This is a genomic window from Aeromonas sp. 1805, from assembly GCF_013085525.1.
Classification (GTDB): domain Bacteria; phylum Pseudomonadota; class Gammaproteobacteria; order Enterobacterales; family Aeromonadaceae; genus Aeromonas; species Aeromonas hydrophila.
In genome coordinates this window covers 983,826-1,009,629 of sequence record NZ_CP038515.1, presented here as the reverse complement: position 1 = coordinate 1,009,629, position 25,804 = coordinate 983,826, and the positions used below count along the sequence as shown (strand labels likewise).

Here is a 25,804-nt window from a genome sequence, read left to right as displayed (position 1 = left end):
GATGCACGCAAGAGGATAAAGCACAATGTCCAAACAGATTATGGTGCCGGATATCGGCGCCGATGAAGTTGAAGTCACCGAGATCATGGTGGCCGTGGGTGACAAGGTCGAACTCGATCAGTCCATCATCGCGGTAGAAGGCGACAAGGCCTCCATGGAAGTACCGGCCCCGTCCGCCGGTATCGTCAAAGAGATCCTGATCAAGGTGGGTGACAAGGTTGCCACCGGTTCCCAGATCATGATCTTCGAAGCCGAAGGTGCTGCCGCACCTGCGCCGGTTCAGGCCGCTGCACCGGTTGCAGCCGCGCCGGCTGCCGCTCCTGCCGCTGCCGCTCGCAAAGACGTGCACGTGCCGGACATCGGTGACGATGAAGTGGACGTGACCGAGATCATGGTTGCCGTGGGCGACATGGTTGAAGCCGATCAGTCCATCATCGCCGTGGAAGGTGACAAGGCCTCCATGGAAGTGCCGGCACCGTTCGCGGGCCGTGTGGTCGAGATCAAGGTCGCCGCCGGTGCCAAGGTCTCTACCGGTTCCCTGGTAATGGTCTTTGAAGTGGCTGGCGCCGCCCCTGCCGTTGCTGCTGCACCGGCCCAGGCTGCCGCTCCCGTGGCTGCTGCCCCGGTTGCCGCCGCTGCCAAAGAGGTCAATGTACCGGATATCGGTGGCGACGAAGTCGAAGTCACCGAAATCATGGTCGCCGTGGGTGACAAGGTTGAAGCCGACCAGTCCCTGATCGCCGTGGAAGGTGACAAGGCCTCCATGGAAGTGCCTGCGCCGTTCGCCGGTGTGGTCAAAGAGATCAAGGTGAAGGCGGGTGACAAGGTCTCCACCGGTTCCCTGATCATGGTATTCGAAGTGGCTGGTGCTGCTCCGGCCGCCGTAGCTGCCCCGGCTGCTCAGGCTGCCGCCCCGGTCGCTGCTGCCCCTGTTGCCGCAGCTCCGGCTCCGGTTGCTCAGGCTGCTGCTGCCTCCGACTTCGTTGCCAACGATGCCTACGTACACGCCTCTCCGGCCGTGCGCCGTCTGGCGCGCGAGTTCGGTGTCAACCTGGCCAAGGTGAAAGCCTCCGGTCGCAAGGGCCGCATCGTCAAAGAAGACGTGCAAGCCTACGTGAAGGATGCGGTCAAGCGCGCCGAGTCTGCTCCGGCTGCAGGTACCGGCACTGGCAACGGCAACGGCATGAGTGTGCTGGCGTGGCCGAAGGTCGATTTCAGCAAGTTCGGTGATGTGGAAGAGGTCGATCTGACCCGCATCCAGAAGATCTCCGGTCCGAACCTGCACCGCAACTGGGTCATGATCCCCCATGTCACCCAGTTCGACGAAGCCGATACCACCGAGCTGGAAGCGTTCCGCAAAGAGCAGAACGCGATGCTCGAGAAGCAGAAGGCAGACGTGAAGATCACCCCGCTGGTGTTCATCCTGAAAGCCGCCGCCAAGGCACTGGAAGCCCACCCGCGCTTCTGCAGCTCCCTGTCCGAAGATGGCAGCAAGCTGATCATGAAGAAGTACATCCACATCGGTGTGGCGGTGGATACCCCCAACGGTCTGGTTGTGCCCGTGGTGCGCGACGTCAACAAGAAGGGCATCATGGAGCTGTCTCGCGATCTGGCCGAGATCTCCAAGAAAGCCCGTGCCGGCAAGCTGACCGCTGCCGACATGCAGGGCGGTTGCTTCACCATCTCCAGCCTGGGTGGCATCGGCGGTACCAGCTTTACCCCGATCGTCAACGCGCCGGAAGTGGCCATCCTCGGCGTCTCCAAGTCCGAGATGAAGCCGAAGTGGAACGGCAAAGAGTTCGCGCCGCGCCTGATGCTGCCGCTGGCCCTGAGCTACGACCACCGCGTCATCGATGGTGCCGATGGAGCTCGCTTCATCACCACCATGAACGGCGTGCTGTCCGACATTCGTCGACTGGTCCTGTAAGTGAGAGGGCGGGCCCAGAGCCTGCCCTTTTTACTTCTCATTTCATTAACAGGATTGTAAACTTGCCCCGTTTTTTTCACGGCTGCAGCCGCCTCGTTCTGGTTTAAGACTGCGCTGTCCGGGGATATAAGAACGACAAAGAGGTCATGATGAGTAAAGAAATCAAAACCCAGGTCGTAGTACTGGGTGCTGGCCCTGCCGGTTATTCCGCTGCCTTCCGTGCGGCTGACTTGGGTCTGGATACCATTATCGTCGAGCGTTACTCCACCCTGGGTGGCGTCTGCCTGAACGTGGGTTGCATCCCGTCCAAGGCGCTGCTGCACGTCGCCAAAGTCATTGAAGAAGCCAAGGCGCTGGCCGAGCACGGCATCGTCTTCGGTGCCCCGCAGACCGACATCGACAAGATCCGTCTGTGGAAAGAGAAAGTCATCAACCAGCTGACCGGCGGTCTGGCTGGCATGGCCAAGATGCGTAAAGTACAGGTTGTTAACGGCTTCGGTAAGTTTACCGGTCCGAACACCCTCGAGGTGGAAGGCGCCGACGGCAAGACCACCGTGACCTTCGACAACGCCATCATCGCTGCCGGTTCCCGTCCGGTGAAGCTGCCGTTCATCCCGCATGATGATCCGCGCGTATGGGACTCTACCGATGCGCTGGAGCTGACAACCGTTCCTGGCAAGCTGCTGGTTATCGGTGGCGGCATCATCGGCCTGGAGATGGGGACCGTGTACTCCTCCCTGGGTTCCGAGATCGACGTGGTGGAATTTGCCGACCAGCTGGTACCGGCTGCCGACAAAGACATCGTCAAGATCTACACCAAGCGCGTGGCCAAGAAGTTCAACATCATGCTGGAGACTAAGGTCACCGCAGTTGAAGCCCGTGAAGATGGCCTGTACGTCTCCTACGAAGGCAAGCATGCCCCGGCCGAGCCGGTGCGTTACGACAACGTGCTGGTTGCCGTAGGTCGTGTGCCGAACGGCAAGATGCTGGATGCCGAGAAGGCCGGCGTTGCCGTGACCGAACGCGGTTTCATCGAAGTGGACAAGCAGCTGCGCACCAACGTGGCGCACATCCACGCTATCGGTGACATCGTTGGTCAGCCGATGCTGGCTCACAAGGGTGTGCACGAAGGCCACGTGGCTGCCGAAGTCATCGCCGGCAAGAAGCACTACTTCGATCCGAAAGTGATCCCGTCCATCGCCTACACCGAGCCAGAGATGGCCTGGGTTGGTCTGACCGAGAAGGAAGCCAAGCAACAAGGGCTGAACTTCGAAGTGGCTACCTTCCCGTGGGCGGCCTCGGGTCGCGCCATCGCGTCCGACTGCTCCGACGGCATGACCAAGCTGATCTTCGACAAGGAGAGCGGCCGCGTCATCGGTGGCGCCATCGTGGGTACCAATGGTGGTGAACTGCTGGGTGAAATCGGTCTGGCCATCGAGATGGGTGCCGACGCCGAAGACATCGCGCTGACCATCCACGCTCACCCGACTCTGCACGAGTCCGTGGGCCTGGCCGCCGAAGTGTTCGAAGGCTCCATCACCGACCTGCCGAACGCCAAGGCCAAGAAGAAGAAGTAATTTGCTTCTGCCTGTAAAAAAGCCGCTCAATCGAGCGGCTTTTTGTTTTTCAGCGTCTGCTGGCGGTTTAGCAGCGCCCTTTTTTGGCCTGTCCCGGCGGACAGAAGGTACCGTAGCCTCCCCGATCCCCGTCGCTGACCCGGATCCGGGTATCGTCCACGCTCACGTCGGCGCCGTGCACTCGCACCGGCCCGCTGCTGCAGGCGCTGAGCAGACCGCCCAGCAAGATCATCACTACCAGCTTGCCCATAACTCCTCCTCTCATTTTCCTGATTATGGGGCATTTTCAGAGGCGGGTGGCGGCGGCGCAAAGCCCCTGCGTCACGGCCTGCCGTGGTGGCGACAGAGGGCGCCGCAGCGCCCTCTGACAAGTTGTGTCGAGGCAGCCAAAGGCTACAGGCGGAAGTGCCCGACCAGCTTGTCCAGCTCGCCGGAGAGCTGCTGCAGGCCGCGACTGGCATCGGTCAGCTGGTGGGCAATGTCGGCGGTCTCCATGGTGAGCTGGTTGATGTCTTCCACGTTGCGGTTGAGTTCGCCCACCACGCTCGACTGCTCTTCGGTGGCGGTGGCGACCTGGATGTTCATGTCGTTGATCTGGGTGATGTGGGCGGTGATCTGGCCGAGCGCGCCGTTGGCCTCGTCGGCCTGGGTCACGACGGCCAAGCTCTGGCTGCGGCCCTGGGTCATGGCACTGACGGCGCGGGCACTCTGCTCCTGCAACCGGTTGATCATGCCCTGGATCTCGGCGGTGGAGGCGGCGGAGCGGTTGGCGAGGTTGCGTACCTCGTCGGCCACCACCGCGAAGCCACGACCCTGCTCACCGGCGCGGGCCGCCTCGATGGCAGCGTTGAGTGCCAGCAGGTTGGTCTGCTCCGAGATGCTGCGGATGGTTTCCAGAATGCTGCCGATGGAGTCGGTCTGGGTCGCCAGCGACTCGATCACCCCGGCGACCTGTGCAATCTCGTCGGAGAGACCGACGATGCCGTGGCGCGCCTGGGCGACCACGCCGGCCCCCGCATCCGCCTGCTCGTTGGCCTGTCTCGCCACTTCTGCGGCGAGGGAGGCGTTGCCGGCGATCTCGGTGACGGTGGCGCCCATCTGGTGGATGGCGGTGGCCACCTGCACGGTGCGGTCGCGCTGGGCGGTACAGTTCTGCTGGGTCAGCTGGGCCTTGGCGGCCACCTCGTCAGCCGTGGCGGCCAGTTGGTGGGAGTTGCGGGCCACCTGCTCGATGGCGCTGTGGATCTTGCTGACGAAGTGATTGAAGCTCACCGTGATCTCCGCCAGCTCGTCATTGCCGTTCAGCTGGGCACGGGAATCCAGCGCCAGGTGTTCGGCGGCATAGCCGATGTACTGCTGCAGGAAGCCGACCCGGCGCTTGAGGTTCATCAGGATGAGTACCGAGACCAGCAGCGAGATGAGGATGGCGCCGGTGATGATGCTGATCATCTGCAGCCGCCCGCTGGCATAGCTCTGTTCACCGAGCTGATGGCGCTGCTGGGCCTGCTGGATCAGGCCGTCGAGCAGGGCGTTGGCGTCCTTGCGCATGGTGCCATAGGTGACGGTATAGCGATCCCGATAGATGCCTCTTGCCGCTTCCATGTCACCTTGTTCCAGCGCTTGCAGCATGGGCGCCAGCTCGTTGCTCGCCATTCCTTCGAACTGGCTGAGCAGCTGCTGGGCATTGGCTTTGGCGGCGGGGTCGGTCTGGGCGGTGACGGCCTGTTGCATGGCCTGACGCATCTCGGGAATGTCCTCCTCCCGGCTCTCCTTGACCCGGGTGATCACCCCCTTCGCATCCTTGAGGGAGGTATCCTGCAGCAGCATCATGTCGATGCCGACCCGCATGCGGGGAATGCGCGACACCACCTCCGCCATGGCCCGCATGGGGGTGGCGGTGTTCTGGTAAAGCTCGGTGGATTGTTGCTGGATGGTGCCCATGCTCTTGAGGCTGGCACCGCCCACCAGCAGCAGGGCGAGACAGGGCACGGTGACAGCCAGGATCAGCTGCAATTTGAGCGTCAGTTTACCTTCTAGCATGGGTTTTCCTCGCTGATCATGACGATGTGAATTATCAGAGTATAAATCGACGGATTTGGCGCCAACTTGAGTTTTTGTTAACAAACGACCAACAAAAAGGGGCGCCATAGCGCCCCTTATGATGTCAGAAGTCTTAAAGCCGGAAGTTGCCGACCAGCTTGTCCAGCTCGCCGGAGAGGTGCTGCAGGCTGCGGCTCGACTCGGTCAGCTGGTGGGCGATGTCGGCGGTCTCCATGGTCAGCTGGTTGATGTCCTCCACGTTGCGGTTGATCTCGCCCACTACGCTCGACTGCTCCTCGGTGGCGGTGGCGACCTGGATGTTCATGTCGCTGATCTGGGTGATGTGGGCGGTGATCTGGCCGAGGGCGCCGTTGGCCTCATCAGCCTGGGTCACCACTTCCAGACTCTGGTTGCGGCCCTGGGCCATGGCGCTGACGGCGCGGGCGCTCTGCTCCTGCAGCCGGTTGATCATGCCCTGGATCTCGGCGGTGGAGGCGGCGGAGCGGCTGGCGAGGTTGCGCACCTCGTCGGCCACCACCGCAAAGCCGCGGCCCTGCTCCCCGGCGCGGGCGGCCTCGATGGCGGCGTTGAGCGCCAGCAGGTTGGTCTGCTCCGAGATACTGCGGATGGTGTCGAGGATGCTGCCGATGGAGTCGGTCTGGCTGGCCAGCGACTCGATGACCCCGGCCACCTGCTCAATCTCGCCGGAGAGGCCGACGATACCGTGACGGGCCTGAGCGACCACCAGGGCACCGGCGTCGGCCTGTTCGTTGGCCTGCTTGGCCACATCGGCCGCCAGCGAGGCATTGCCGGCGATTTCGCTCACGGTGGCGCCCATCTCGTGGATGGCGGTGGCCACCTGCACGGTGCGATCGCGCTGGGCGGTGCAGTTGTGCTGGGTCAGCTGGGCCTTGGCGGCCACTTCGTTGGCGGTGGCGGCGAGCTGGCGGGAGTTGCTCGCCACCTGCTCGATGGAGCCGTGGATCTTGGCTACGAAGTTGTTGAAGCCGGTGGCCACCTGGGCCAGTTCATCCCGCCCCTCCACCTTGAGACGCTGGGTCAGATCGCCGTCACCGCTGCCGAGTTCGCGGAACAGGCGGGCCAGCTGGTTGAGCGGGCGGCTCACCGAGCCGGCCAGCAGCATGCCGAGCAGTCCCATGCCGGCGGCGATGGCCAGGCTCACCAGCAGGATGTGCAGGCGGGCGCGATCCAGTTCGGCATAGATCTCCGCTTCCGGCACCTGAGCCACCAGATACCAGTCGAGCAGCGGAATGTAGCTGCTGGCCAGCACCACCGGCTGACCGTCGATCTCGGCGTGGGTGGCGGCAAAGGGCTGCTTGTTCAGCAGGTTGCCGCTGCCGCTTGCCAGCTGGGCCAGGCTATCACGGTCGATGCGGCTGGCGTCGGGGTGCAGCTTCACCTTGCCGCTGCCGTCGGTCATGAACACGAAGCCGCTGTCGCCGATGCGGAAGTTGGCGAGCATGCTGACCATGCTGTCGAGGGACTTGGCAAGGCCGGCGAGGCCGCGGCCATTGAGCTGCTGGAAGTTGACGAACAACTTCACCTCGCCGTTGCTTTCGCGAAAGATACTGAGCATCAGGTCTTGCTGGCTCTTGGTGTAGCCGTAGAACCAGGCATCCTGCTCCGGGGTGAGGTTGCGCAGGAAGCCATCCTGGTTGTAGTAGGCGGCGCTCTGGCGATCGGCGAAAGAGGCGGTGACCAGCCCGTACTGGGCTGCCATGTCCTTGAGCTGGTCGATCAGGATCGACTCCTGCTCCTTGGGCATGCCGCGGGCCACCCAGTCCAGCACGAAGCGATCGTTGGCCAGCTGTCTGGCGGCGCCGGCGACCGAGGTGAGATCCTTCTCGATCTCCTTGCCGATGCGCTGGGTCAGGTTGGGCAGCTCCTGCTCGAACATGCGGCTTTCGATCAACTGCTGCGCCGAGCGCTGGCTGAAGTAGCCTACCAGCAGGCAGGAGAGCACCACGGCCAGGGTGACCGTGGCCAGGATTTTCTGTTTGAGTGTCAGGCTTGCAAGCATAGGAGTGACTCGGGTGTGTGAACACGGGATTGAGGACATATTAGCGGCAGCCCGGCGCCACCCTTGATAGGCCGACCCACTTTATTGACGGATTACGTTTGCGCTCACATCGCCGCATGGGCGGCCAGCGTCGCAATGCATGCCGATATCCCCTGCGAACTGTTGCGGTTCGCCGGCCGCCCCTTATAGTAGGCTTCACTGCCTAGCTGGCTCGCCCTGGATTCAATGGAAAATCATATGCGCATCTTTCGTCGAGGATGGAACCCCCTGTTCCTGATATTGCTGGCCTGTCTGCCGCTGATGGCAGCGGCCCAGTCCGAGCGGCCCAAAATTGCCCTGGTGCTCAGCGGCGGTGGTGCCAAGGGGGCGGCCCACATCGGCATCCTCAAGGTGCTGGAAGAGAAGCGCATCCCGGTCGACATCATAGTGGGCACCAGCATGGGCTCCTACGTGGCGGGCATGTACGCCATGGGGCTCAGCGCCGAAGAGGTGGAGCGCACCACCCTTGCCATCGACTGGAACAAGGGCTATCAGGACAAGGTGGGGCGCGACGAGCTCTCCCTGCGCAAGAAGCAGCAGAGCGAGCAGTATCAGCTGCGTACCGACATCGGCGTCAATGGCGATTCGGTCCAGTTCCCCGACGGCTTCTTCCAGGGCCAGTCCATGGCCAGCCTGCTGCGCCACGCCACCTCCAATCTGCCGGTGCAGAAGAGCTTCGACGATCTACCCATTCCCTACCGCGCCATGGCCACCGACATGGAGACGGTGACCCCCTTCGTGCTGGACCACGGCAGCCTCGCCAAGGCGATGCAGGCGTCCATGTCCATTCCCGGCGCCCTCAAGCCGGTGGAGTGGGAAGGCCACATCCTGGCCGATGGCGGCACCGTCAACAACATGCCGGTGGACGTGGCCAAGGCGATGGGGGCCGACGTGGTGATCGCGGTGGACATCAGCGCCAAGCTGCGCACCCGCGAGTCCTTGAAGTCGGGGCTGGCCATGATCGATCAGCTCACCACCTACATGACCCAGGTCGGTACCGAGAAACAGAAGGCGCTGATGGGGCCCAGGGACGTATTGCTGACGCCTGAGTTCGGCAACATGGGCATCGCCGACTTCGCCCTGATGCCGGAGGGGATCAAGCTCGGGGAGCAGGTGGCCAACCGCGCCTCGGCCCAGCTCGATGTGCTCTCTCTCTCGCCCGCCGCCTATACCGCCTATCGCAACCAGAAGCTGAGCCGGCGCGCCGAGCGCAGCGGCCAGCCCGCCTACTACATCGACAAGGTGGAGATCATCAACAAGTCCCGTCTCTCCGACGAGACGGTGCACGCCATGCTGAAGGTGCGGCCCGACAAGATCCAGACCAACGAGAGCCTGGAGGCGGGCATTCGCCGGCTCTATGCGCTGGAGTCGTTCGATCGCATCACCTACGAGGTGGAGGAGCGGGGCGGCGAGAACGTGCTGGTGGTCAACGCCAGCGAGAAGAACTGGGGGCCGGGCTACCTCAACTTCCAGTTCGGCTTCTCCGATGACTTCGAGAGCAGCTCCAACTACAACGTGGGCATGTCCTACACCCTCACCAACGTCAACGACTGGGGCGCAGAGTGGCTGACCGAGGCATCGCTCGGCACCGCCAAGCACTTCAAGACCGACTTCTACACCCCGCTGGAGCCCTCCCAGACCTTTTTCGGCGAGGCGAGCCTGGCCTACGACAAGACCCAGCGTCGCATCTTCATCCCCGAGGAGACGCGGGCGGCGGATGAGGTGAGCTATGTCGACGCCGAGTACAACTTCACCAACGTCGATCTGGCGGTGGGCTGGAATCGTCAGCCCTGGAGTCGCCTCTCGCTCGGGCTGGAAGGGAAGGTGGGCGACATCGACGTGCGCAACGTGGCGGATGCCAAGGTGGATGCCTCCTCCTGGGGCCCCTATGTCCGCTTCGAGCACGATACCCTCGACAGCCGCTACTTCCCCTATCAGGGCGCCTACTGGGACATCAAGGGGGGGTACTCCGCCGTCCGGCTGGATAATAACAGTGACATAGATGATCGCTATGAGGGGGTCAACTACCACCTGGCGATGGTCAAGCCCTGGTCCTGGGACAGGCACAGCCTCAACCTGCTGCTGGAAGGCGGGGGTTCCACCTCCCAGGAAGAGTTGCCGCTGTTCGTGCAGGATCTGGGCGGGTTGTTCCGCATGTCCGGCTTCCAGCGCTATCAGCTGAGCGGCCGCTACAGCCTGTTTGGCGGGCTGCGCTACATCTACCGGGTGGCGGACAACGACTTCGGCGCGTTGCGGGCGCCGCTCTATCTGGGGGGCTCCCTCGAGCAGGGCGGGGTGTGGGACAAGGGTGAAGACATCAGCATGGAGAGCTCCTTCACCGCCGGCTCCGTCTACGTGGGGGTGGAGAGCTTCCTCGGCCCCATCTTCCTCGGCTACGGCATGGCGGAAGGGGGCAACGACATGTTCTATCTGCAATTGGGCAGCACATTCGAATAACGGTAAAATGATGCCTTTTTGTTAACTTATTTCTGGTGTGCCATTTATCCGTTTGTAAAACACCAGTAACTTTAGATGGTTATGTTGTTTTGATGAATATCTGTACAGGCTTTGGATTTTAATTAGTCGTTAAAACTTATATAGTGGGGGGCACCCTACGGGTGTCCCGCAAGGACGATCGCCGTGAGCGTGGGCGAACCCCAAAAAAAGACCAAAGAGGAATTAGTCGTGCTTGAAACATACCGTAAACACGTCGCAGAACGTGCCGCCGAAGGCGTGGTTGCCAAACCTCTGGACGCAGAGCAGGTCGCCGCCCTGGTTGAGCTACTCAAGAACCCGCCCGCCGGCGAACAAGACTTTCTGAAAGAGCTGTTGTCCTCCCGTATTCCCCCTGGTGTTGATGAAGCGGCCTATGTCAAAGCCGGCTTCCTCACCGCCGTCGCCAAGGGCGAAGCCCACTCTCCCATCCTGAGCGCTGCCGAAGCCGTCGAGCTGCTGGGCACCATGCAGGGTGGTTACAACATTCAGCCGCTGATCGACCTGCTGGACCACGCGACCCTGGCTCCTCTTGCCGCCAAGGGCCTCTCCCATACCCTGCTGATGTTCGACTCCTTCCACGACGTGGAAGAGAAGGCCAAGGCGGGCAATGCCCACGCCAAGCAGGTGATGCAATCCTGGGCCGACGCCGAGTGGTTCCTCTCTCGCCCTGAACTGGCCGAGAAGATCACCGTCACCGTGTTCAAGGTGACCGGCGAAACCAACACCGACGATCTGTCGCCGGCGCCGGACGCCTGGTCCCGCCCGGACATTCCGCTGCACGCGCTGGCCATGCTGAAGAACGCCCGTCCCGGCATCACCCCGGACAAGGATGGCGTCATCGGCCCCATCAAGACCATCGATGCCCTGAAAGAGAAAGGTTTCCCGCTGGCTTACGTGGGTGACGTGGTCGGTACCGGTTCTTCCCGCAAATCCGCCACCAACTCGGTGCTCTGGTTCATGGGCGACGACATTCCGCACGTGCCGAACAAGCGCGCCGGTGGTGTCTGTCTCGGCGGCAAGATTGCCCCGATCTTCTTCAACACCATGGAAGATGCTGGCGCCCTGCCCATCGAAGTGGACGTCTCCAAGCTGGAGATGGGCGATGTGATCGACATCTACCCGTTTGCCGGCAAGATCTGCAAGCACGGCACCGACCAGGTGCTGGCGCAGTTTGAACTGAAAACCGACGTGCTGATCGACGAAGTGCGCGCCGGTGGCCGTATTCCGCTGATCATCGGCCGCGGCCTGACCGACAAGGCCCGCGAAGCGCTGGGTCTGCCGTTCTCCACCGTGTTCCGCCGTCCACAGCCGGTGGCCGATACCGGCAAAGGCTTCACCCTGGCCCAGAAGATGGTGGGCAAGGCGTGCGGCGTGCAGGGCATTCGCCCCGGTACCTACTGCGAGCCCAAGATGACCACGGTCGGCTCCCAGGACACCACGGGCCCGATGACCCGCGACGAACTGAAAGATTTGGCCTGCCTCGGCTTCTCTGCCGACCTGACCATGCAGTCTTTCTGCCACACCGCGGCCTATCCCAAGCCTATCGACGTGCAGACTCATCACACCCTGCCGGACTTCATCATGAACCGCGGCGGTGTCTCTCTGCGTCCGGGTGACGGCGTTATCCACTCCTGGCTGAACCGCATGCTGCTGCCGGATACCGTGGGTACCGGCGGTGACTCCCACACCCGTTTCCCCATCGGCATCTCCTTCCCGGCGGGCTCCGGTCTGGTGGCTTTCGCCGCCGCCACTGGCGTGATGCCGCTGGACATGCCGGAATCCGTGCTGGTGCGCTTCAAGGGCGAATTGCAGCCGGGCATCACCTTGCGTGACCTGGTCCATGCCATCCCCTACGCCGCCATCCAGAAAGGGCTGCTGACCGTCGAGAAAGCGGGCAAGAAGAACATCTTCTCCGGCCGCATCCTCGAGATCGAAGGTCTGCCGACCCTGAAGGTGGAGCAGGCGTTCGAGCTGGCCGACGCCAGCGCCGAGCGCTCCGCCGCCGGTTGCACCATCAAGCTGGATAAAGAGCCGATCATCGAGTATCTGAAGTCCAACATCGTGATGCTGAAATGGATGCTGTCCGAAGGCTACGGCGACGTGCGCACCATTACCCGCCGCATCAAGGGGATGGAAGAGTGGCTGGCCAACCCGGTGCTGATGGAAGCGGACAAGGATGCCGAGTACGCCGAAATCATCGAGATCGATCTGGCCACCATCAAGGAGCCGATCCTCTGTGCGCCGAATGATCCGGACGATGCCCGCCTGCTGAGCGACGTGGCTGGCGACAAGATCGACGAGGTGTTCATCGGTTCCTGCATGACCAACATCGGCCACTTCCGCGCCGCTGGCAAACTGCTCGAGAAGTATCAGGGCGAGCTGCCAACCCGCATGTGGATCGCGCCGCCCACCAAGATGGACAAGGATCAGCTGACCGAAGAGGGCTACTACGGCATCTTCGGCCGGGTCGGTGCCCGCATCGAGATCCCGGGCTGTTCCCTCTGCATGGGCAACCAGGCGCGGGTAGCGGAAGGGGCCTCCGTGGTCTCCACCTCCACCCGTAACTTCCCGAACCGTCTGGGCAAGGGGGCCAACGTCTATCTGGCTTCTGCCGAGCTGGCTGCGGTTGCCGCCATCATCGGCAAGATCCCGACCGTGGCCGAGTACCTGCAGTACGCCAAGACCCTGGACGCCACTGCGGCCGACACCTATCGCTACCTCAACTTCAACGAGATCGCCTCCTACACCAAGAAGGCCGATGCGGTGATCCTGCAGCAAGCGGTATAAGGGTCGGCGTCACCATGGCGCTCCCGTGCTGATGCAAAGCCCCGGCCCGTGCCGGGGCTTTTGTTTGCATCCCCATCAGTTGTTGCTCGTTTTTTGCTCTCATTAGGGCCCGATTCAGCATCGGCTGTTAAGGTGGGCGGCCATGTTTGCTGTCTGGTCCCGCTATGCCGATATCACTGTCCAACCTGGATTTCTCCCGTCCCTGGCTGCGTCTGGGGTGTACCCTGCTGCTGTTCACGCTGCCCCTCGCACTCGGGTTGTGGATGCTCTACAACGGTCACCTGCAGATGCTGGATCGTCAGTCAGAGCGCTCGGCCCGGCAGGCGGTCACCCTGATGGAGACCATGCTGGCCCACGCCGAGAGCGCCAACCGTACCTTGCTGCCCTTGGTCGAACAGCCGTGCGAACAGGCCCTGTTCACCCTGCGTCAGCAGGTGGCGCTGGTGCCCTTCGTGCGTACCGTCAACCTGGTGGGGGAGCAGGGGATCTACTGCAACTCGCTGTTTGGCGCCATCCAGTGGCCGGATCGGGCCGAGAGTTACAGCGACGGGCGGCTGCTGGCGGGCAATCAGGTGCGGGCCGATCATCCCCTGCTGGTGCTGCGTGACAGCGAGGGCAGGGGGGCCGCCTTCAGTACCATAGACGGCGATTACCTGCGCTTCATGCTGGTGCTGAGCGGGCGGCCCTGTACCTTGCTGCTGCACGTAGGCAAGCAGTGGCTGGATGAGCGGGGCGTGCTGAGTGAAGGGGGTCAGCCGTTGCCAACCCTGGCCAGCCATGAAGTCCGTTCCGACCGTTACCCGCTCTCGATTTATGCCGGACACGAGATCCCCTCGCTCTGGTCCTCCCTGTGGCAGGCCCGGCAGTGGGCCATTATGGTGCTGTTTGGGCTCTGCTTCGGCTTTGCCCTGCTCATCTGGTGGTTGCTGGGACGGCCCCGCTCTCCCGTGGTGGAGCTGGCTCGCGCCCTGCGCAATCGGGAGTTTGTGCCCTATTTGCAACCGCTGGTGGCGGCGGGGAGCGAGCGGGTGATGGGGGCCGAGGTGTTGATGCGCTGGCAGCACCCGACGGCTGGGCTGATCCGCCCCGATCTCTTCATTCCCCAGGCGGAGGCGAGCGGTCTGATCGTGCCGATGACCAGCCTGCTGATGGAGGAGGTGGCCCGCGAGCTGAGCATGGAGCGCGACCTGGTGCCCGACGGGTTTCACATCAGCTTCAACATCAGTGCCGCCCACTGCCGCGACATGGCGCTGCTTGCCGAGTGCCGGCGCTTCCTCGATCACTTCGCGCCGGGCCAGGTGGTACTGGTGCTGGAGCTGACCGAGCGGGAGCTGCTGGTGGCGGATCCCCAGACCCTGGCGCTGTTTCGCCAGCTCGACGAGATGGGGGTCAGGCTGGCCATGGACGATTTTGGCACCGGCCACTCCAGCCTGCACTACCTGCAGCAGTTCCATGTGGACTATCTCAAGATAGATCAGTCGTTTATCGGCAGGATCGGCACTGAATCCCTGTCCGAGCACATAGTCGACAACGTGATCGATCTGGGGACCCGGCTCGGCCTCGCGCTGGTTGCCGAGGGGGTGGAGACGCGCCAGCAGGCCGACTACCTGAGAAGCAAGGGCGTCGACTACCTGCAGGGCTATCTGTTTGGCCGCCCGCTGCCGCTGCGCGACTTTCAGGCTGTGTTGGACCAGTCGCAGGCCGAGCCCGCGACGCCTGCGGTCTTGGCCTGAGCCATCAGGTGAGGGATTGCAGCCACTCCGCCAGTCTGGCGTGGGCACTGCCGGGAGCGGGCTGGGTGGGGGCGAGCAGGTGGTAGCCGGTGCCGTCGGGACAAAAGCCGAGCGGCGCCACCAGCAGGCCGGCCTCGATGTCGTCGCACACCTGCCGGTAGGGGCCGATGGCGACCCCCAACCCGGCGACGGCCGCCTGCAGGCTGAAGTAGAAGTGCTCGAAGGTTTGCCCCGGCGCCTCCTCGCCGGCGGACTGGCCGGCGTGCTGCAACCACTCCTGCCAGGCTCCCGGCCGGGTCTTGGTGTGCAGGCGGGGGGCAGCAGGGCGCAGGGCCGGACCGTTGGCCCCCGTCTCGAAGAACTGTGCCACCTTGCCCGGCTGGCAGACCGGCCCGGTCAGCTCCTCGAACAGCGGCTGGCTGTAGAGCTCGGCCGGCCACTGAAAGTCGTTGCGCCGGATGGCGAGATCGATGCCGCTGCCGAAGCTGAGAGCGCCGCCACCGGCCATCAGGTGCACGTCCAGCTCGGGATACAGGGCCTGGAAGGCGGGCCAGCGCGGGATCAGCCAGCGCATCAGCAGGGTTGGCTCGCAGGAGATGACCAGCGACGACGGCCGCCCCTGCCGGCGCAGCGCCTGCGCCGTCTGGCGGATACCGCCCAGCCCCTCCCTGACAGCCTGATAGAGCCGCTCCCCCGCCTCGGTCAGAAAGACCCGGCGCTGACGCCGCTCGAACAGCATGACCCCGAGATCCTCTTCCAGCAGGCGTACCGCCCGGCTGACCGCGCCGTGGGTGAGGTGCAGTTCGTCGGCGGCGCGGCTGAAGTGCTCGGTACGGGCTGCCACCTCGAAACAGCGCAGCGCGGTCAGGGCCGGCAGCGACAGGCTTTTCTGTGAATCATTCTCACCGTTCATGTCAGAAGTTATCGTTCGTTATTGGCGCTATGGCCAAATAAAATAGCCGATATTCCATGTAATCAGGACTATTTTCATGACCGAACTGTTAGCCGTAGTAGCCATTACCTTCTTTGCCGTCATCAGCCCGGGGCCCGACTTCGCCATGGTGTCACGTAACAGCCTGCTGCTCTCGCGCCGCAGCGGGGTGCTGACGGCGCTCGGCATCGGCGCCGGGGTCTGCGTGCACGTCACCTACACCCTGCTCGGGGTGGGATTGCTGATCCAGCAGTCGCTCTGGCTGTTCAATCTCATCAAGCTGGCGGGGGCCGCCTACCTTATCTTCCTCGGCATCAAGATGCTGCGGGCCAAACCGGTGACCGCCGAGGTGCTGGCCGAGCAGCCCGCTCTCTCCAGCATGGGGGCGCTGCGCACCGGTTTTCTGACCAATGTGCTCAACCCCAAGACCACCATCTTCATCGTCAGCCTGTTCATGCAGGTAGTGCAACCGCAGACACCGCTGGCGGTCCAGCTCGGTTACGGCGCCTTCATCGTGCTGGCCCACGCCGTCTGGTTCAGCGCGGTGGCGATCTTCTTCTCCACTGACTCGGTACGGGGTCGGCTGCTGGCGGTGCGCCACTGGATCGATCGGGTGTTTGGCGGGCTGCTGGTGGGATTCGGCATGCTGCTGGCACTGACCCAGCAGACGCGCTGAGGTGAGGGGAGAGGCGATCACCCCTATCCACCCTCGACTGTAGGGGCTTGTTTTTCATGCCTTGCGCCCCGCTTTTCGGTAGAATTGGCGCTCATTTTGACGTCAATAAAGATGAGGGGCGGTATGACGGTCAGGTTCCAGGCATTTCACAGCATCAAGGCGATAGGTCAGCGGGAGGTGCTGTTCAACTGGTCCAGGACCAATCCGCTCGGCGCACTGGAGCAGGTGTGGCGTCCGAAGAATCGCGACGAACTGCAGCAACTGCTGCGGGAAAACCCCGAGCGCAAGCTGCGCCTCATCGGTTCCGGCCTCTCCTTCGAACCCATCCACAGCGTCTATGCCGAGGGCAGCCAGGCGCTGCTGGTGGACTTGCACCACCTGCGTGGCCAGTTGGCGCAGACCGCCGACACCGTCACCTACCAGGCGGGCACCCCGCTCGACACCGTCTACGCCGATCTCATCGCCATGGAGCGGATGCTGCCTGCGTCCCCCGGCGTCATCGGCATCCAGACCCTGGGCGGTGCGCTCAGCACCGGCACCCACGGCCAGGGGCTGCACCAGTCCGCCCTGTGCGATGCGGTGGCGGCCATGACGGTCATGCTGGCCAGTGGCGACATCATCCGGGTGGATCGCACCGACTCGCGCTTCGGCGCCTTCGTGATGGGCATGGGGATGCTCGGCATCCTGCTCGAGGTCACCCTGCAGACCGTGCCGAATCGCATCATGCGCTGCACCAAGTTCACCACCGACTATCCCTTCCTGCTGGCGCACAATGAGCGGCTCAACCGCGAGCACGCCTTTGTGAAGAGCTGGTGGTTCGCCTGGACCGGCGAGAGCCACATCTGGCTGGTGGACCCGGCCTCCGAGGAGGAGGTGGCCCGCTACCGCGCCGGTGGCAGCGAGCCGCTGCTGCTGGATGGCGATATCGACGCCCGCATGAATGCCACCATAGATGCGACTCTGCAGAAGATGGCGAAAGATACCAAGGATGAGGCGCTGGCCGGCGAGCACTTCGAGACGGTGCGTCGCTTCAAGGATGCCTCCGATCTGGTGGGCAACGTCTATCAGATCCTCTGCAAGGGGATACCGGCGCCCCAGATCAACTGCGAAGTGGCGGTGCCGCTTCATCGCATGAACGAGGCGCTGGAGACTCTGCAAGCGTGGCAGCAGGCCAATCCGGGCGTGTTGCACTACCCCTTTATCCTGCGCTGTACTGGCCCTTCCGAGGCGTGGCTCAGCGCCGCCTATGATCAGTCGGTCTGCTGGATCGGGTTCCTGGTCTATCTGGCGGCGGACGGCACCTTCGTCAACGGCTCCATGGAGCAGATGCGCGAGCTGCAGCAACTGCTGGTGCCGCTTGGCGGCATCCCGCACTTCGGCAAGCACCTGGCGATGGATCTCTATGACTTCCCGGCGCTGCTGCCGCGCTGGCACGACTTCCTGGCCCTCAAGGGCGAGCTCGACCCCCACGGCCGCTTCGAAAACCGCTGGCTCGCCGACCTGTTTGCCAACCGGTAAGGATCTGACATGACCGATATGCAAGATACTCGTATCCCTGTGACCCTGCTGACCGGCTTTCTCGGCAGCGGCAAGACCACCTTGCTCAACCACTGGGTCAAGCAGCCCGAGCTTGGCGAATGCGCGGTGCTGATCAACGAGTTCGGCTCGGTAGGGCTGGATCACCACCTGGTGCAGCAGGTGGACGAGCAGGTGGTGCTGCTCGATTCCGGCTGCATCTGCTGCTCGGTGCAGGGCTCACTGGTGGAGGCGCTGCAGGGGCTGTTTATGAAGGCCATTCAGCGCAAGATCAAACCATTCAAGCGACTCATCATCGAGACCACTGGCCTCGCCGATCCGGCCCCCGTGCTGTTCACGTTGAGGGAGGAGGGCTTTATCGCCCAGCGTTACCGTTTCGACGGCACCGTCACCGTGGTGGATGCCGGCCATATCGAGCAACAGCTGGCGGCTCAGTATGAAGCGGTGAAACAGGTGGCGCTGGCGGATCTGCTGGTAGTGAGCAAGGGCGACCTGGTGGATGGCGAGCAGCTGGAGCGGGTCGAAGCCCAGCTGGCGGCCCTCAATCCGGCGGCCCCCATCGAGCGGGTCAGCAACGGGGTGCTCTCGCCCGCCGTGCTGGAGAAGCTGGGGGCCTACAACGAGGCGGCCGGGCGCGACGTTCGCCAGCTGCTGGCCTGGCTGCGCACCGAAGCCCCGAAACAGGGGCTGGCCTCGCCGATGCAGCCGAAGATGAAGCCGTTCGCCGCCAAGGTGGGCACGGCCGCGCCGACCCACTTCGAGCACGGCAACATCGAGAGTTTCGCCCTGCGCATCGGCGAGCCGCTCAAGCCGTCCCGCCTGCTGGCCGCCATCGACGCGGTGCAGGCGCAATACGGCGATGCGCTGCTGCGGCTCAAGGGCATATTGCAGCTGGAGGGGGAGAGCCAGCCGGTGGTGATCCACGGCGTCCATGGCCAGCTCTATCCGCTGCAGGCGCTGGGAGAGTGGCCGGAAGGCAAGGCCCAGTCCCGGCTGGTGTTCATCGTGAAGAGTCAGGACAAGGCGGGCATAGAGCGGCTGTTCCTTGATACGCTCAAGGCGCCCGAGCCCAGCCTGGAAGAGCAGCTCAGAGCCATGCTCGGCCAGCCTGATGCCTGATGTAATGAGATGACCCGCGCTTGCGCGGGTCTTTTTTTGTCTGAAGAGGAGGTGGCTGCAGATGCCCGATAGCACACACATGGTGACCCCTGCCCAGCGCAAATGGCTGCCGCCGCTCACGGCGGTCGGTTTCTTCATGCAGACGCTGGATGGCACCATCCTCAACACCGCCCTGCCGAGCATGGCCGAGACCCTGGGCGAGAGCCCGCTGCAGATGCAGTCGGTGATCATCGCCTACATGCTGACGGTGGCGCTGCTCATTCCCGCCTCTGGCTGGCTGGCGGACCGATTCGGCACCCGCCGCATCTATCTGGCCGCCATCCTGCTGTTCACCTTGGGGTCTTTGGCCTGCGCGGCCGCCAACTCCCTGCCGCTGCTGGTGGCGGCGCGGGTGCTGCAGGGGATCGGTGGCGCCTTGCTGATGCCGGTGGGCAGGCTGGCGGTGCTGCGGGTCTACAGCAAGCACGAGCTGCTGCGGGTGATGTCGTTCGTCACCATCCCCGGCCTGGTGGGGCCGCTGATCGGCCCGGCGCTGGGGGGCTGGCTGGTGGAAGTGGCGAGCTGGCACTGGGTGTTTCTCATCAACCTGCCGGTGGGGTTGCTCGGCTTTATCGCCAGCTGGTACTTCATGCCGGATCTGCGCCAGAGCACGGCCAAGTTCGACTGGCAGGGGTTCGTGATGTTCAGCGCCGGCATGGTGCTGGTGTCGGTGGGCCTGCAGGGGCTGGGGGAGCACAGCATCTCCACCGGCTGGGCGCTGTTTGCCCTGCTGTTCGGGCTGGCGGCGATGGCGAGCTACTGGCTCTACGCTGCCAATGCCGAGGAGCCGCTGTTCGGGTTGGGGTTGTTCAAGACCAGCACCTTCGCCATCGGCATCTGGGGCAACCTGTTTGCCCGGCTCGGCAGCGGCGCCATGCCGTTTCTTACCCCGCTGTTTCTGCAACTGGGGCTCGGCTTCTCGCCGAGCAAGGCGGGGATGACCATGATCCCCACCGTGCTGGGGGCCATGCTGACCAAGACGCTGGTGAACAAGCTCATTCCGCGCATCGGCTATCGCCGCATCCTGATCGGCAACACCCTGGCGCTCGGGGTGATGATCGCCAGCTTCTCCCTCATCGACAACCAGCTCCCCTACGGGGTGCTGCTGGGCTGGCTGATGGTGTTCGGCGCCATCAACTCGCTGCAGTTCTCCGCCATGAACACCCTGACCCTGCAGGATCTCAGCCCGGAGTTTGCCAGCAGCGGCAACGGCCTGCTGTCGGTGGTGATGCAGCTCTCCATGAGCCTGGGGGTGGCCATCGCCGCCAGCCTGCTGGGGCTCTTCTCTGCCGGCTCGTCGGCGGCGGATGGCCAGTGGTTGGGAGGTTTTCACCTCACCTACCTCTGTATCGGCCTGATGTCGATGCTGGCGGCGCTGATCTTTGCCCAGCTGGCGCGGGACAAGCGCTGAGCCGCAGGCTCAGGGGGCCGGCAGGTAGCTCACCTGGCAGGGCAGCTGGGTCAGCAGCCCGGCCAGGTGGGCGGTTTCCAGCAGGAAGGTCTGCTCGGGGTGGCCCGGGGTCCAGGTAAAGGCGTGGTGGGTCATGAGAGTGGGATCCACCAGCAGCGGGATGTCGGCGCGGGGCAGGAAGGGGCAGACCGCGCCCGGCAGGCAACCGATCTCGGCCTGCATCTCGTCGGCGGTGCAGATGGAGGGCTTGGCGCCGAGCGCCGCCTTGACCGCCTTGTTGTCGAGCCGGCCGTCCCTGTGGGTCAGCAACAGGGCGAAGCGGCCATCCTTGAACTTGAGAAACAGGGTCTTGCTGAACTCGGCCTGCCAGCCGAGGCGGGCTCTCACCTTTTCATCGGTGGCGTAGTCGAGGATGGGCTCGTGCTCGAAGCGCTGGTGGGGCAGCCCGGCCAGCAGCCGGCAGTTGAAGTCGTGAATGGTATCGAGTGGCATGGGGTTCTCCTGTGATGGCGGCCATCCTGCCACTTGCACCGGCGCAGGCCCAATCACGGTTTCTTATCCGTTATCAGCTCCGTCCATCAACGACAAGGGCACCGCGAGGTGCCCTTGTCGTTCAGTGGTGCTGCAATTCGCCCGCTGCCCAGTGAAAGGGGATGGGGCAGAGCCGTTGGGAAGCCTTGTCGTAACGCTCCCACAGCTCCCCGAGAGTACGGCCATCCAGCGGATGGCGCAGGGCAGGGGCCAGTTCGGCCAGCGGCCAGAGCACGAAGGCGTTGCTGAGGATCTCGCCGCGCGGCAGTACCAGCGGTGTCTCGCAGACCAGCTCGCCATAGAGCAGCAGATCGAGGTCCAGGGTGCGCGGGGCGAACTTCTTGGCGTCCGGCTCGCGGCCGTGGGCAAACTCCATGGCGCGCAGTCGCTGGCACAGGGTCGCCAGCGGCAGCTCGGTATCGGCGCCCACCACCAGGTTGTAGAAGGGGCGGCCGTTGAAGCCCACCGCCTCGCTCTCGAACACCCGGGAGACCTGCAGCTCGCCAAACTCGGCCTGCAGCGCATCGAGGCCGGCGCGGATATGACGCTCCCGCTCGATGTTGGAACCCAGGCTGATATAGATGCGGGTCATCAGTTGGCGCTCGCGGCCGGGGTGCGGTGACGCAGGATCTCGACGCCGACACCGGCGGCATTGGGGACGGCGCCCGGTTTGGTCAGGGTGACCTTGACCCACTGCACCCGTTCGTCGGCCAGCACCAGCATGGCGACCTGTTCGGCCATGGTTTCGACCAGCTCCACCACCTTGCTGGAGGCGTGATCACAGATCTTGCGAGAGAGGGTGGCGTAATCCAGTGCCAGCTTGATATCGTCGGTTGCGGCGGCGGGGCGGTTGTCGAACCCCATCTCGAGGTCGAAACAGAGCTTCTGGCGAATGCCTTTCTCCCACTCGTATACACCGATAGTGGTCAAAACCTCGAGTCCGCGAATAAACACCTTGTCCATGACAGTACTTCTTCTTTACTCTTGATGGGCTGTGATGACAGCGCAGGGATGCAGGCCTGGCCAGCGGATGAGTGCCGGCGGCCGGTTTGGGCGACAAGCGTTGGGCAACCCCACGTCGGCGCCAGAGAATGTGGCCCGCATCATACCCCATTCATATCGTGGTAAAAACGACCAAGATGACGGCCCTGACGATTTTGATGATTATTCTGGCCTACCTGGGCGGCTCGCTGTCCAGTGCGGTGCTGGTTTCCCGCATCACGGGTCTGCCGGATCCCCGTGATCACGGCTCCCACAACCCGGGGGCCACCAATGTGCTGCGCCTCGGTGGCCGGCTGGCGGCCGTGGTGGTGCTGCTGCTCGATGTGCTCAAGGGCACGGCTCCCGTCTACCTCGCCTGGTATCTGCAGATCAAACCCGTCTACCTCGGCTTTATCGGGGTGGCTGCCTGTCTCGGCCACATGTACCCCATCTTCTTCCACTTTCGTGGCGGCAAGGGAGTGGCCACGGCGCTCGGCACCATGATGCCCATCGGCTTCACCATGGGGGGCGCGGTGATCGGCACCTGGCTGCTGGTGCTGCTGGTGAGCGGCTATTCGTCGCTGGCCTCCATCATTACCGTGTTGCTGACCCCGCTCTTTACCTACCTGCTCAAACCGGAATACACGTTGCCGGTGTCGCTGCTCTCCTGCCTCATTCTGATCCGCCATCACGAGAACATTGCCCGCCTGCTGAAGGGGGAGGAACCCAGAGTCTGGGGCCGCCAGAATCGCGCCGAGCAGGAAGAAGTGCTGGAAATGGATGATCCTGAGCAAAAAAGAGACGAACGAGACAAAAAGTGAAATTTCCCGTTGACCACCTGCCTTAAAATCCGTTTAATAGCGCCCACGCCCAGATAGCTCAGTCGGTAGAGCAGGGGATTGAAAATCCCCGTGTCGGCGGTTCGATTCCGTCTCTGGGCACCAAATTTTGGTGCCATGAAATAAAAACTTGTTCATGCACAATGGTTTAAAGTGTGCCGGCTTAGCTCAGTAGGTAGAGCAACTGACTTGTAATCAGTAGGTCACCAGTTCGATTCCGGTAGCCGGCACCATTTGCCCAGATAGCTCAGTCGGTAGAGCAGGGGATTGAAAATCCCCGTGTCGGCGGTTCGATTCCGTCTCTGGGCACCACAATAAAGGCGATGAGATAGCGATATCTGGTCTCCAAAGTACAATTCCTCCTTAGTTCAGTCGGTAGAACGGCGGACTGTTAATCCGTATGTCACTGGTTCAAGTCCAGTAGGAGGAGCCAATTCAAAAGCCCAGCAGCAATGCTGGGCTTTTTCTTTGCCCGTTTGCCGCTGTCTGGCACTCACTGCGGACAATAAATGGGCCAACCGGCGCCAAGTTGTCGCATTGCTCACCCTGTCCCCTCCCCATCAGTGACTTCGTCGGCTCGGCTAGTATGATGGCTTGCTGAGTCCGTCTCCTGCCCGGTTCGGGTCATGCAGGCTTATCGGGTACCAGGCCCGGTGCAGGCAAACGGAACCGTTTCTTGAGCGAGGTCATCCATGAATGCAACAGAGCTTTGGCAGCTTTCCCCCGAACAGTTCAACGAGTGGCGCCGGGCCAACGACTATCCCCTGATCTGGGATCTGCTGGTGGCGTCGCTGCCCCATTTTGACGACTGGATGACGGAGCAGAAGATCGACAAGCAGGTGATCTTCCAGATCGGCATCGCCCGCTTCATCAGCTCCCGCTGCGTGCTGAGCCTGTGCCTCTACATGAGCGACGACAAGATCAGGCTCTATGAGACCGCCTCGAGCGCGCTGGAGTCCCTGCGCAAGAGCGGGTTGATCCGTGCCGAGACGCGCTTTGAACCCTACTGCATGTGGCTGGCCGGCAAGCACGGCAAGGACGAGGTGAAGCGGGTGCAGAGCCTGCTCTCGGTCTCCGAGAACAACAAGGGGGAGGCCCAGGTACTGGGCAAGCACCGCCTGCTCAACATCGGTGGCGTCGAGCTCAAAAGCCCCATCATCTCTGGCCGGCTGCTCGATTTCACCTGCCTGGATGAACTCTCGCTGGATGGCGCCGTCAACAACTCCAAGGTCTATCTGTGGCACTGCTCGGCCAAGGGGGTGAGGGTCAACGGCGGGGTGATCGGGCTCGATCTGTTCGACTCCCTGCTGTGGGACCACAGGGCCTGGGCCAAGAAACGGGAGCTGGCGCTGGAGGACGGGGTGTTTCAGGACTTCACCATCGAGTGCGAGGAGATCCGCTTTCACTCCTCCCGGGCGGTGCTGAAAAACTTCAACGTGCGGGCCAAGAACTTCGACGCCACCATGGAGCACACCAACCTGGACAAGGTGCAGGTGGCCTACAACGAGAATGGCCGGGTCGATCACAGCGAGGCCAGCAAGCTCTACCGCAATGCCAAGCGGCTCTTCTCCAGCGTGGGTGATACCGTCGATGCCGGCGAGTGCTACTACAAGGAGAAGCTGCACGAGATGAAGTCGCTGGCGAGCCCCAGGGAGCTGTTCAAGGAGTGCTGGCTGCGCAGCGGCTGGCTCAAGAAAGGCTGGCTCACCCTGCTGTGCTACCTGAAGTGCGCCGCCAAGTTCATCAGCTTCATCACCTGGGGCTTTGGCGAGCGGCCGATCCGCAGCCTGCTGCTGTCAATGGGGGTGATCCTGCTGGCGACCCTGACCTATTTTCTGGCGCCGGCCTCGGTCACCTACCACCACCTGGGCCGCTCGCTCTACTTCAGCATCGTCACCTTCGTGACCCTGGGCTATGGCGACATCTCCCAGACCTCCTCCCCGCTCCAACTGCTGTCCGCCATCGAGGCCTTCTGCGGCATGTTCCTGACCGGGCTGTTCCTGGCGGGGTTTGCCTCCAAGACCAAGCAGTATTGATGGGGTGTCGGCTACCGCTCGAGCGGGTCAGCCGGCTGGCGTGATCTCCTGCATCTTGAGCCAGAAGGCCTCCTGGCAGGGGTTGTGGAACAGCTTGCGGGCGGGTGTGATGGGAATGGGGCTGGTGACCACCCGGTAGCTGATCCAGCACTCCGGGCAGAGCTGCGGGGAGGACTCTTCGTCCAGCTCCAGCTGGTGGCAGAGGACCACGCCGTTGGCAAACCAGTAATGGGTCTGCCGATGATGCGTCAGGGGGCCGCTCTCGTCCTGCTCGCTGTGTTGTTCACTCTGCTGGCGGACGATGATCGCCGGCCCCGCCTGGCGATGGATGGCCCTGATGTAGGTCACGAGGTCGTTCATGGTGCTGCTGGATGAGTAGATGGATGGCCAATGGGGCGAGCTTACCCGCGCCGGCCGTGGACGGCAATCTCGCCCGCCGCTTGTCGGGTGGCGGGCATTCAGGAGAAAAGTGATGGGGATCCCTGCTGACAAGGCCGAGCTGCTGCTCGCCATCGAGACGAACTTCGGCAAGCTGCTCAAGGCCTTGCAGGCCGTCCCCGAGGGCCTGACACAAGAGCCGGTGATGGAGGGGCACAGCAAGGGCACCCGCATGAGCGTGGCCAATCTGGTGGCTTACCTCATCGGCTGGAATGAGCTGGTGATCAAGTGGATCGAGCGGGATGCGGCGGGTCTGCCGGTGGATTTTCCCGAGACCGGTTTTAAATGGAACGAGCTGGGCGGGCTGGCGCACAAATTCTATCGGGACTATGAGGGGCTGACCTACCCGCAGCTGCTGACCCGGCTGGTGGCGGCCAGGGCCCGCATCGTCGAGCTGATCGGGCAGTGCAGCGACGATGAGCTGTATGGTCGCCCCTGGTATGAACGCTGGCCGCTGGGACGGATGATCCAGTTCAATACCGCCTCGCCCTATCACAACGCCAACGGCCGGCTGCGCAAGTGGTTGAAGAGCGAAGGGGTGAAGCCGTAGGGCTCGTTGGCGGCCAGCATAGGCTAGAGGGCGGCAAGGCGCAGGTCTCCCCCCTTGTTTCGCTGGCAGGCCCCAGT

Annotated in this window: 20 protein-coding genes and 4 tRNA genes; 16 read left to right on the top strand and 8 right to left on the bottom strand. The window is 63.2% G+C overall.

Annotated features, from left to right (window positions below):
- The first annotated feature begins 25 nt into the window (after window positions 1-25).
- Window positions 26-1,927: a pyruvate dehydrogenase complex dihydrolipoyllysine-residue acetyltransferase gene (gene aceF, locus E5E96_RS04800; protein ID WP_171281659.1), complete on the top strand. Its 1,902-nt coding sequence runs from the start codon at window positions 26-28 to the stop codon at window positions 1,925-1,927.
- Window positions 1,928-2,076: 149 nt separating this feature from the next.
- The gene (lpdA, locus tag E5E96_RS04795; RefSeq protein WP_017409445.1) at window positions 2,077-3,504 is read left to right on the top strand and encodes a dihydrolipoyl dehydrogenase; all 1,428 of its coding nucleotides are present in this window, start codon (window positions 2,077-2,079) and stop codon (window positions 3,502-3,504) included.
- Window positions 3,505-3,571: 67 nt separating this feature from the next.
- Here lpdA and E5E96_RS04790 read toward each other — a convergent pair whose 3' ends face one another.
- From E5E96_RS04790 to E5E96_RS04780, 3 genes are all read right to left on the bottom strand, one after another.
- Window positions 3,572-3,754, bottom strand: coding sequence for a hypothetical protein (locus E5E96_RS04790; protein WP_171281657.1), 183 nt, complete (start codon window positions 3,752-3,754; stop codon window positions 3,572-3,574).
- Between the two features lie 143 nt (window positions 3,755-3,897).
- A complete protein-coding gene (locus E5E96_RS04785) occupies window positions 3,898-5,544 on the bottom strand; it encodes a methyl-accepting chemotaxis protein (protein ID WP_029304719.1) in 1,647 nt (548 codons plus the stop codon).
- Window positions 5,545-5,677: 133 nt separating this feature from the next.
- Entirely contained in the window at window positions 5,678-7,585 is a 1,908-nt protein-coding gene (locus E5E96_RS04780) for a methyl-accepting chemotaxis protein (protein ID WP_041216960.1), read from the bottom strand.
- 237 nt (window positions 7,586-7,822) lie between these two features.
- Here E5E96_RS04780 and E5E96_RS04775 point away from each other — a divergent pair, with 237 nt between their 5' ends.
- The 3 genes from E5E96_RS04775 to E5E96_RS04765 all read left to right on the top strand — a co-directional run bounded on the left by E5E96_RS04775 (window position 7,823) and on the right by E5E96_RS04765 (window position 14,640).
- Window positions 7,823-10,081, top strand: coding sequence for a patatin-like phospholipase family protein (locus E5E96_RS04775; protein ID WP_171281656.1), 2,259 nt, complete (start codon window positions 7,823-7,825; stop codon window positions 10,079-10,081).
- Window positions 10,082-10,309: 228 nt separating this feature from the next.
- On the top strand, window positions 10,310-12,907 hold the full coding sequence (gene acnB / locus E5E96_RS04770; RefSeq protein WP_171281655.1) for a bifunctional aconitate hydratase 2/2-methylisocitrate dehydratase: 2,598 nt from the start codon (window positions 10,310-10,312) through the stop codon (window positions 12,905-12,907).
- A 164-nt stretch (window positions 12,908-13,071) separates the two neighbouring features.
- A complete protein-coding gene (locus E5E96_RS04765) occupies window positions 13,072-14,640 on the top strand; it encodes a cyclic diguanylate phosphodiesterase (RefSeq protein WP_171281654.1) in 1,569 nt (522 codons plus the stop codon).
- A 4-nt stretch (window positions 14,641-14,644) separates the two neighbouring features.
- On the opposite strand, the gene E5E96_RS04760 is transcribed toward E5E96_RS04765, so the two are convergent.
- Window positions 14,645-15,553, bottom strand: coding sequence for a LysR substrate-binding domain-containing protein (locus tag E5E96_RS04760; protein WP_171281653.1), 909 nt, complete (start codon window positions 15,551-15,553; stop codon window positions 14,645-14,647).
- A gap of 76 nt (window positions 15,554-15,629) precedes the next feature.
- Here E5E96_RS04760 and E5E96_RS04755 point away from each other — a divergent pair, with 76 nt between their 5' ends.
- From E5E96_RS04755 to mdtD, 4 genes are all read left to right on the top strand, one after another.
- The gene (locus tag E5E96_RS04755; RefSeq protein WP_171281652.1) at window positions 15,630-16,247 is read left to right on the top strand and encodes a LysE family translocator; all 618 of its coding nucleotides are present in this window, start codon (window positions 15,630-15,632) and stop codon (window positions 16,245-16,247) included.
- Between the two features lie 123 nt (window positions 16,248-16,370).
- A complete protein-coding gene (locus E5E96_RS04750; RefSeq protein ID WP_171281651.1) occupies window positions 16,371-17,765 on the top strand; it encodes a D-arabinono-1,4-lactone oxidase in 1,395 nt (464 codons plus the stop codon).
- 9 nt (window positions 17,766-17,774) lie between these two features.
- Complete coding sequence (locus E5E96_RS04745; RefSeq protein ID WP_045788914.1) at window positions 17,775-18,902, top strand: GTP-binding protein; 1,128 nt, start codon at window positions 17,775-17,777, stop codon at window positions 18,900-18,902.
- A 61-nt stretch (window positions 18,903-18,963) separates the two neighbouring features.
- Window positions 18,964-20,352: a multidrug transporter subunit MdtD gene (gene mdtD, locus E5E96_RS04740; RefSeq protein ID WP_029302083.1), complete on the top strand. Its 1,389-nt coding sequence runs from the start codon at window positions 18,964-18,966 to the stop codon at window positions 20,350-20,352.
- Window positions 20,353-20,361: 9 nt separating this feature from the next.
- Here the strand turns inward: mdtD and E5E96_RS04735 are convergent, their stop codons facing one another.
- The 3 genes from E5E96_RS04735 to folB all read right to left on the bottom strand — a co-directional run bounded on the left by E5E96_RS04735 (window position 20,362) and on the right by folB (window position 21,846).
- Window positions 20,362-20,844, bottom strand: a complete 483-nt coding sequence (locus E5E96_RS04735; protein WP_106551659.1) for a YbaK/EbsC family protein — start codon at window positions 20,842-20,844, stop codon at window positions 20,362-20,364.
- 121 nt (window positions 20,845-20,965) lie between these two features.
- Window positions 20,966-21,475: a 2-amino-4-hydroxy-6-hydroxymethyldihydropteridine diphosphokinase gene (gene folK / locus E5E96_RS04730; RefSeq protein ID WP_011707548.1), complete on the bottom strand. Its 510-nt coding sequence runs from the start codon at window positions 21,473-21,475 to the stop codon at window positions 20,966-20,968.
- Window positions 21,475-21,846, bottom strand: a complete 372-nt coding sequence (folB, locus tag E5E96_RS04725) for a dihydroneopterin aldolase (protein WP_011707547.1) — start codon at window positions 21,844-21,846, stop codon at window positions 21,475-21,477. The genes folK and folB overlap by 1 nt, the downstream gene beginning before the upstream one ends.
- Window positions 21,847-22,022: 176 nt before the next feature.
- Here folB and plsY point away from each other — a divergent pair, with 176 nt between their 5' ends.
- The 6 genes from plsY (at window position 22,023) to E5E96_RS04695 (ending at window position 24,739) form a co-directional block, all read left to right on the top strand.
- Complete coding sequence (gene plsY / locus E5E96_RS04720) at window positions 22,023-22,685, top strand: glycerol-3-phosphate 1-O-acyltransferase PlsY (protein WP_016352149.1); 663 nt, start codon at window positions 22,023-22,025, stop codon at window positions 22,683-22,685.
- Window positions 22,686-22,732: 47 nt separating this feature from the next.
- Window positions 22,733-22,808 (top strand) — tRNA-Phe (locus E5E96_RS04715).
- 52 nt (window positions 22,809-22,860) lie between these two features.
- Window positions 22,861-22,936: transfer RNA gene (locus E5E96_RS04710), tRNA-Thr, on the top strand.
- A gap of 3 nt (window positions 22,937-22,939) precedes the next feature.
- Window positions 22,940-23,015: transfer RNA gene (locus E5E96_RS04705), tRNA-Phe, on the top strand.
- A 45-nt stretch (window positions 23,016-23,060) separates the two neighbouring features.
- A tRNA-Asn gene (locus E5E96_RS04700) sits at window positions 23,061-23,136 on the top strand.
- Window positions 23,137-23,395: 259 nt separating this feature from the next.
- On the top strand, window positions 23,396-24,739 hold the full coding sequence (locus E5E96_RS04695; protein WP_039213987.1) for a potassium channel family protein: 1,344 nt from the start codon (window positions 23,396-23,398) through the stop codon (window positions 24,737-24,739).
- A gap of 27 nt (window positions 24,740-24,766) precedes the next feature.
- On the opposite strand, the gene E5E96_RS04690 is transcribed toward E5E96_RS04695, so the two are convergent.
- The gene (locus E5E96_RS04690) at window positions 24,767-25,099 is read right to left on the bottom strand and encodes a hypothetical protein (protein WP_171281650.1); all 333 of its coding nucleotides are present in this window, start codon (window positions 25,097-25,099) and stop codon (window positions 24,767-24,769) included.
- A 112-nt stretch (window positions 25,100-25,211) separates the two neighbouring features.
- On the opposite strand from E5E96_RS04690, the gene E5E96_RS04685 reads away from it, so the two are divergent.
- Window positions 25,212-25,727 carry a ClbS/DfsB family four-helix bundle protein gene (locus E5E96_RS04685; RefSeq protein WP_171281649.1) on the top strand — a complete coding sequence of 172 codons (516 nt, stop codon included), beginning with the start codon at window positions 25,212-25,214 and terminating at the stop codon, window positions 25,725-25,727.
- The last annotated feature ends 77 nt before the right edge of the window (window positions 25,728-25,804 follow it).

Excerpts from the sequence above, each read along its gene's own strand:
- aceF (WP_171281659.1), top strand. The coding sequence starts at position 26 with ATGTCCAAACAGATTATGGTGCCGGATATCGGCGCCGATGAAGTTGAA.
- mdtD (WP_029302083.1), top strand. The coding sequence starts at position 18,964 with ATGCCCGATAGCACACACATGGTGACCCCTGCCCAGCGCAAATGGCTG.
- E5E96_RS04745 (WP_045788914.1), top strand. The coding sequence starts at position 17,775 with ATGACCGATATGCAAGATACTCGTATCCCTGTGACCCTGCTGACCGGC.
- E5E96_RS04755 (WP_171281652.1), top strand. The coding sequence starts at position 15,630 with ATGACCGAACTGTTAGCCGTAGTAGCCATTACCTTCTTTGCCGTCATC.
- E5E96_RS04690 (WP_171281650.1), bottom strand. The coding sequence starts at position 25,099 with ATGAACGACCTCGTGACCTACATCAGGGCCATCCATCGCCAGGCGGGG.
- plsY (WP_016352149.1), top strand. The coding sequence starts at position 22,023 with ATGACGGCCCTGACGATTTTGATGATTATTCTGGCCTACCTGGGCGGC.
- folB (WP_011707547.1), bottom strand. The coding sequence starts at position 21,846 with ATGGACAAGGTGTTTATTCGCGGACTCGAGGTTTTGACCACTATCGGT.
- E5E96_RS04685 (WP_171281649.1), top strand. The coding sequence starts at position 25,212 with ATGGGGATCCCTGCTGACAAGGCCGAGCTGCTGCTCGCCATCGAGACG.
- E5E96_RS04695 (WP_039213987.1), top strand. The coding sequence starts at position 23,396 with ATGAATGCAACAGAGCTTTGGCAGCTTTCCCCCGAACAGTTCAACGAG.
- E5E96_RS04735 (WP_106551659.1), bottom strand. The coding sequence starts at position 20,844 with ATGCCACTCGATACCATTCACGACTTCAACTGCCGGCTGCTGGCCGGG.
- E5E96_RS04785 (WP_029304719.1), bottom strand. The coding sequence starts at position 5,544 with ATGCTAGAAGGTAAACTGACGCTCAAATTGCAGCTGATCCTGGCTGTC.
- E5E96_RS04750 (WP_171281651.1), top strand. The coding sequence starts at position 16,371 with ATGACGGTCAGGTTCCAGGCATTTCACAGCATCAAGGCGATAGGTCAG.
- E5E96_RS04765 (WP_171281654.1), top strand. The coding sequence starts at position 13,072 with ATGCCGATATCACTGTCCAACCTGGATTTCTCCCGTCCCTGGCTGCGT.
- E5E96_RS04790 (WP_171281657.1), bottom strand. The coding sequence starts at position 3,754 with ATGGGCAAGCTGGTAGTGATGATCTTGCTGGGCGGTCTGCTCAGCGCC.
- lpdA (WP_017409445.1), top strand. The coding sequence starts at position 2,077 with ATGAGTAAAGAAATCAAAACCCAGGTCGTAGTACTGGGTGCTGGCCCT.
- folK (WP_011707548.1), bottom strand. The coding sequence starts at position 21,475 with ATGACCCGCATCTATATCAGCCTGGGTTCCAACATCGAGCGGGAGCGT.
- E5E96_RS04775 (WP_171281656.1), top strand. The coding sequence starts at position 7,823 with ATGCGCATCTTTCGTCGAGGATGGAACCCCCTGTTCCTGATATTGCTG.
- E5E96_RS04760 (WP_171281653.1), bottom strand. The coding sequence starts at position 15,553 with ATGAACGGTGAGAATGATTCACAGAAAAGCCTGTCGCTGCCGGCCCTG.
- E5E96_RS04780 (WP_041216960.1), bottom strand. The coding sequence starts at position 7,585 with ATGCTTGCAAGCCTGACACTCAAACAGAAAATCCTGGCCACGGTCACC.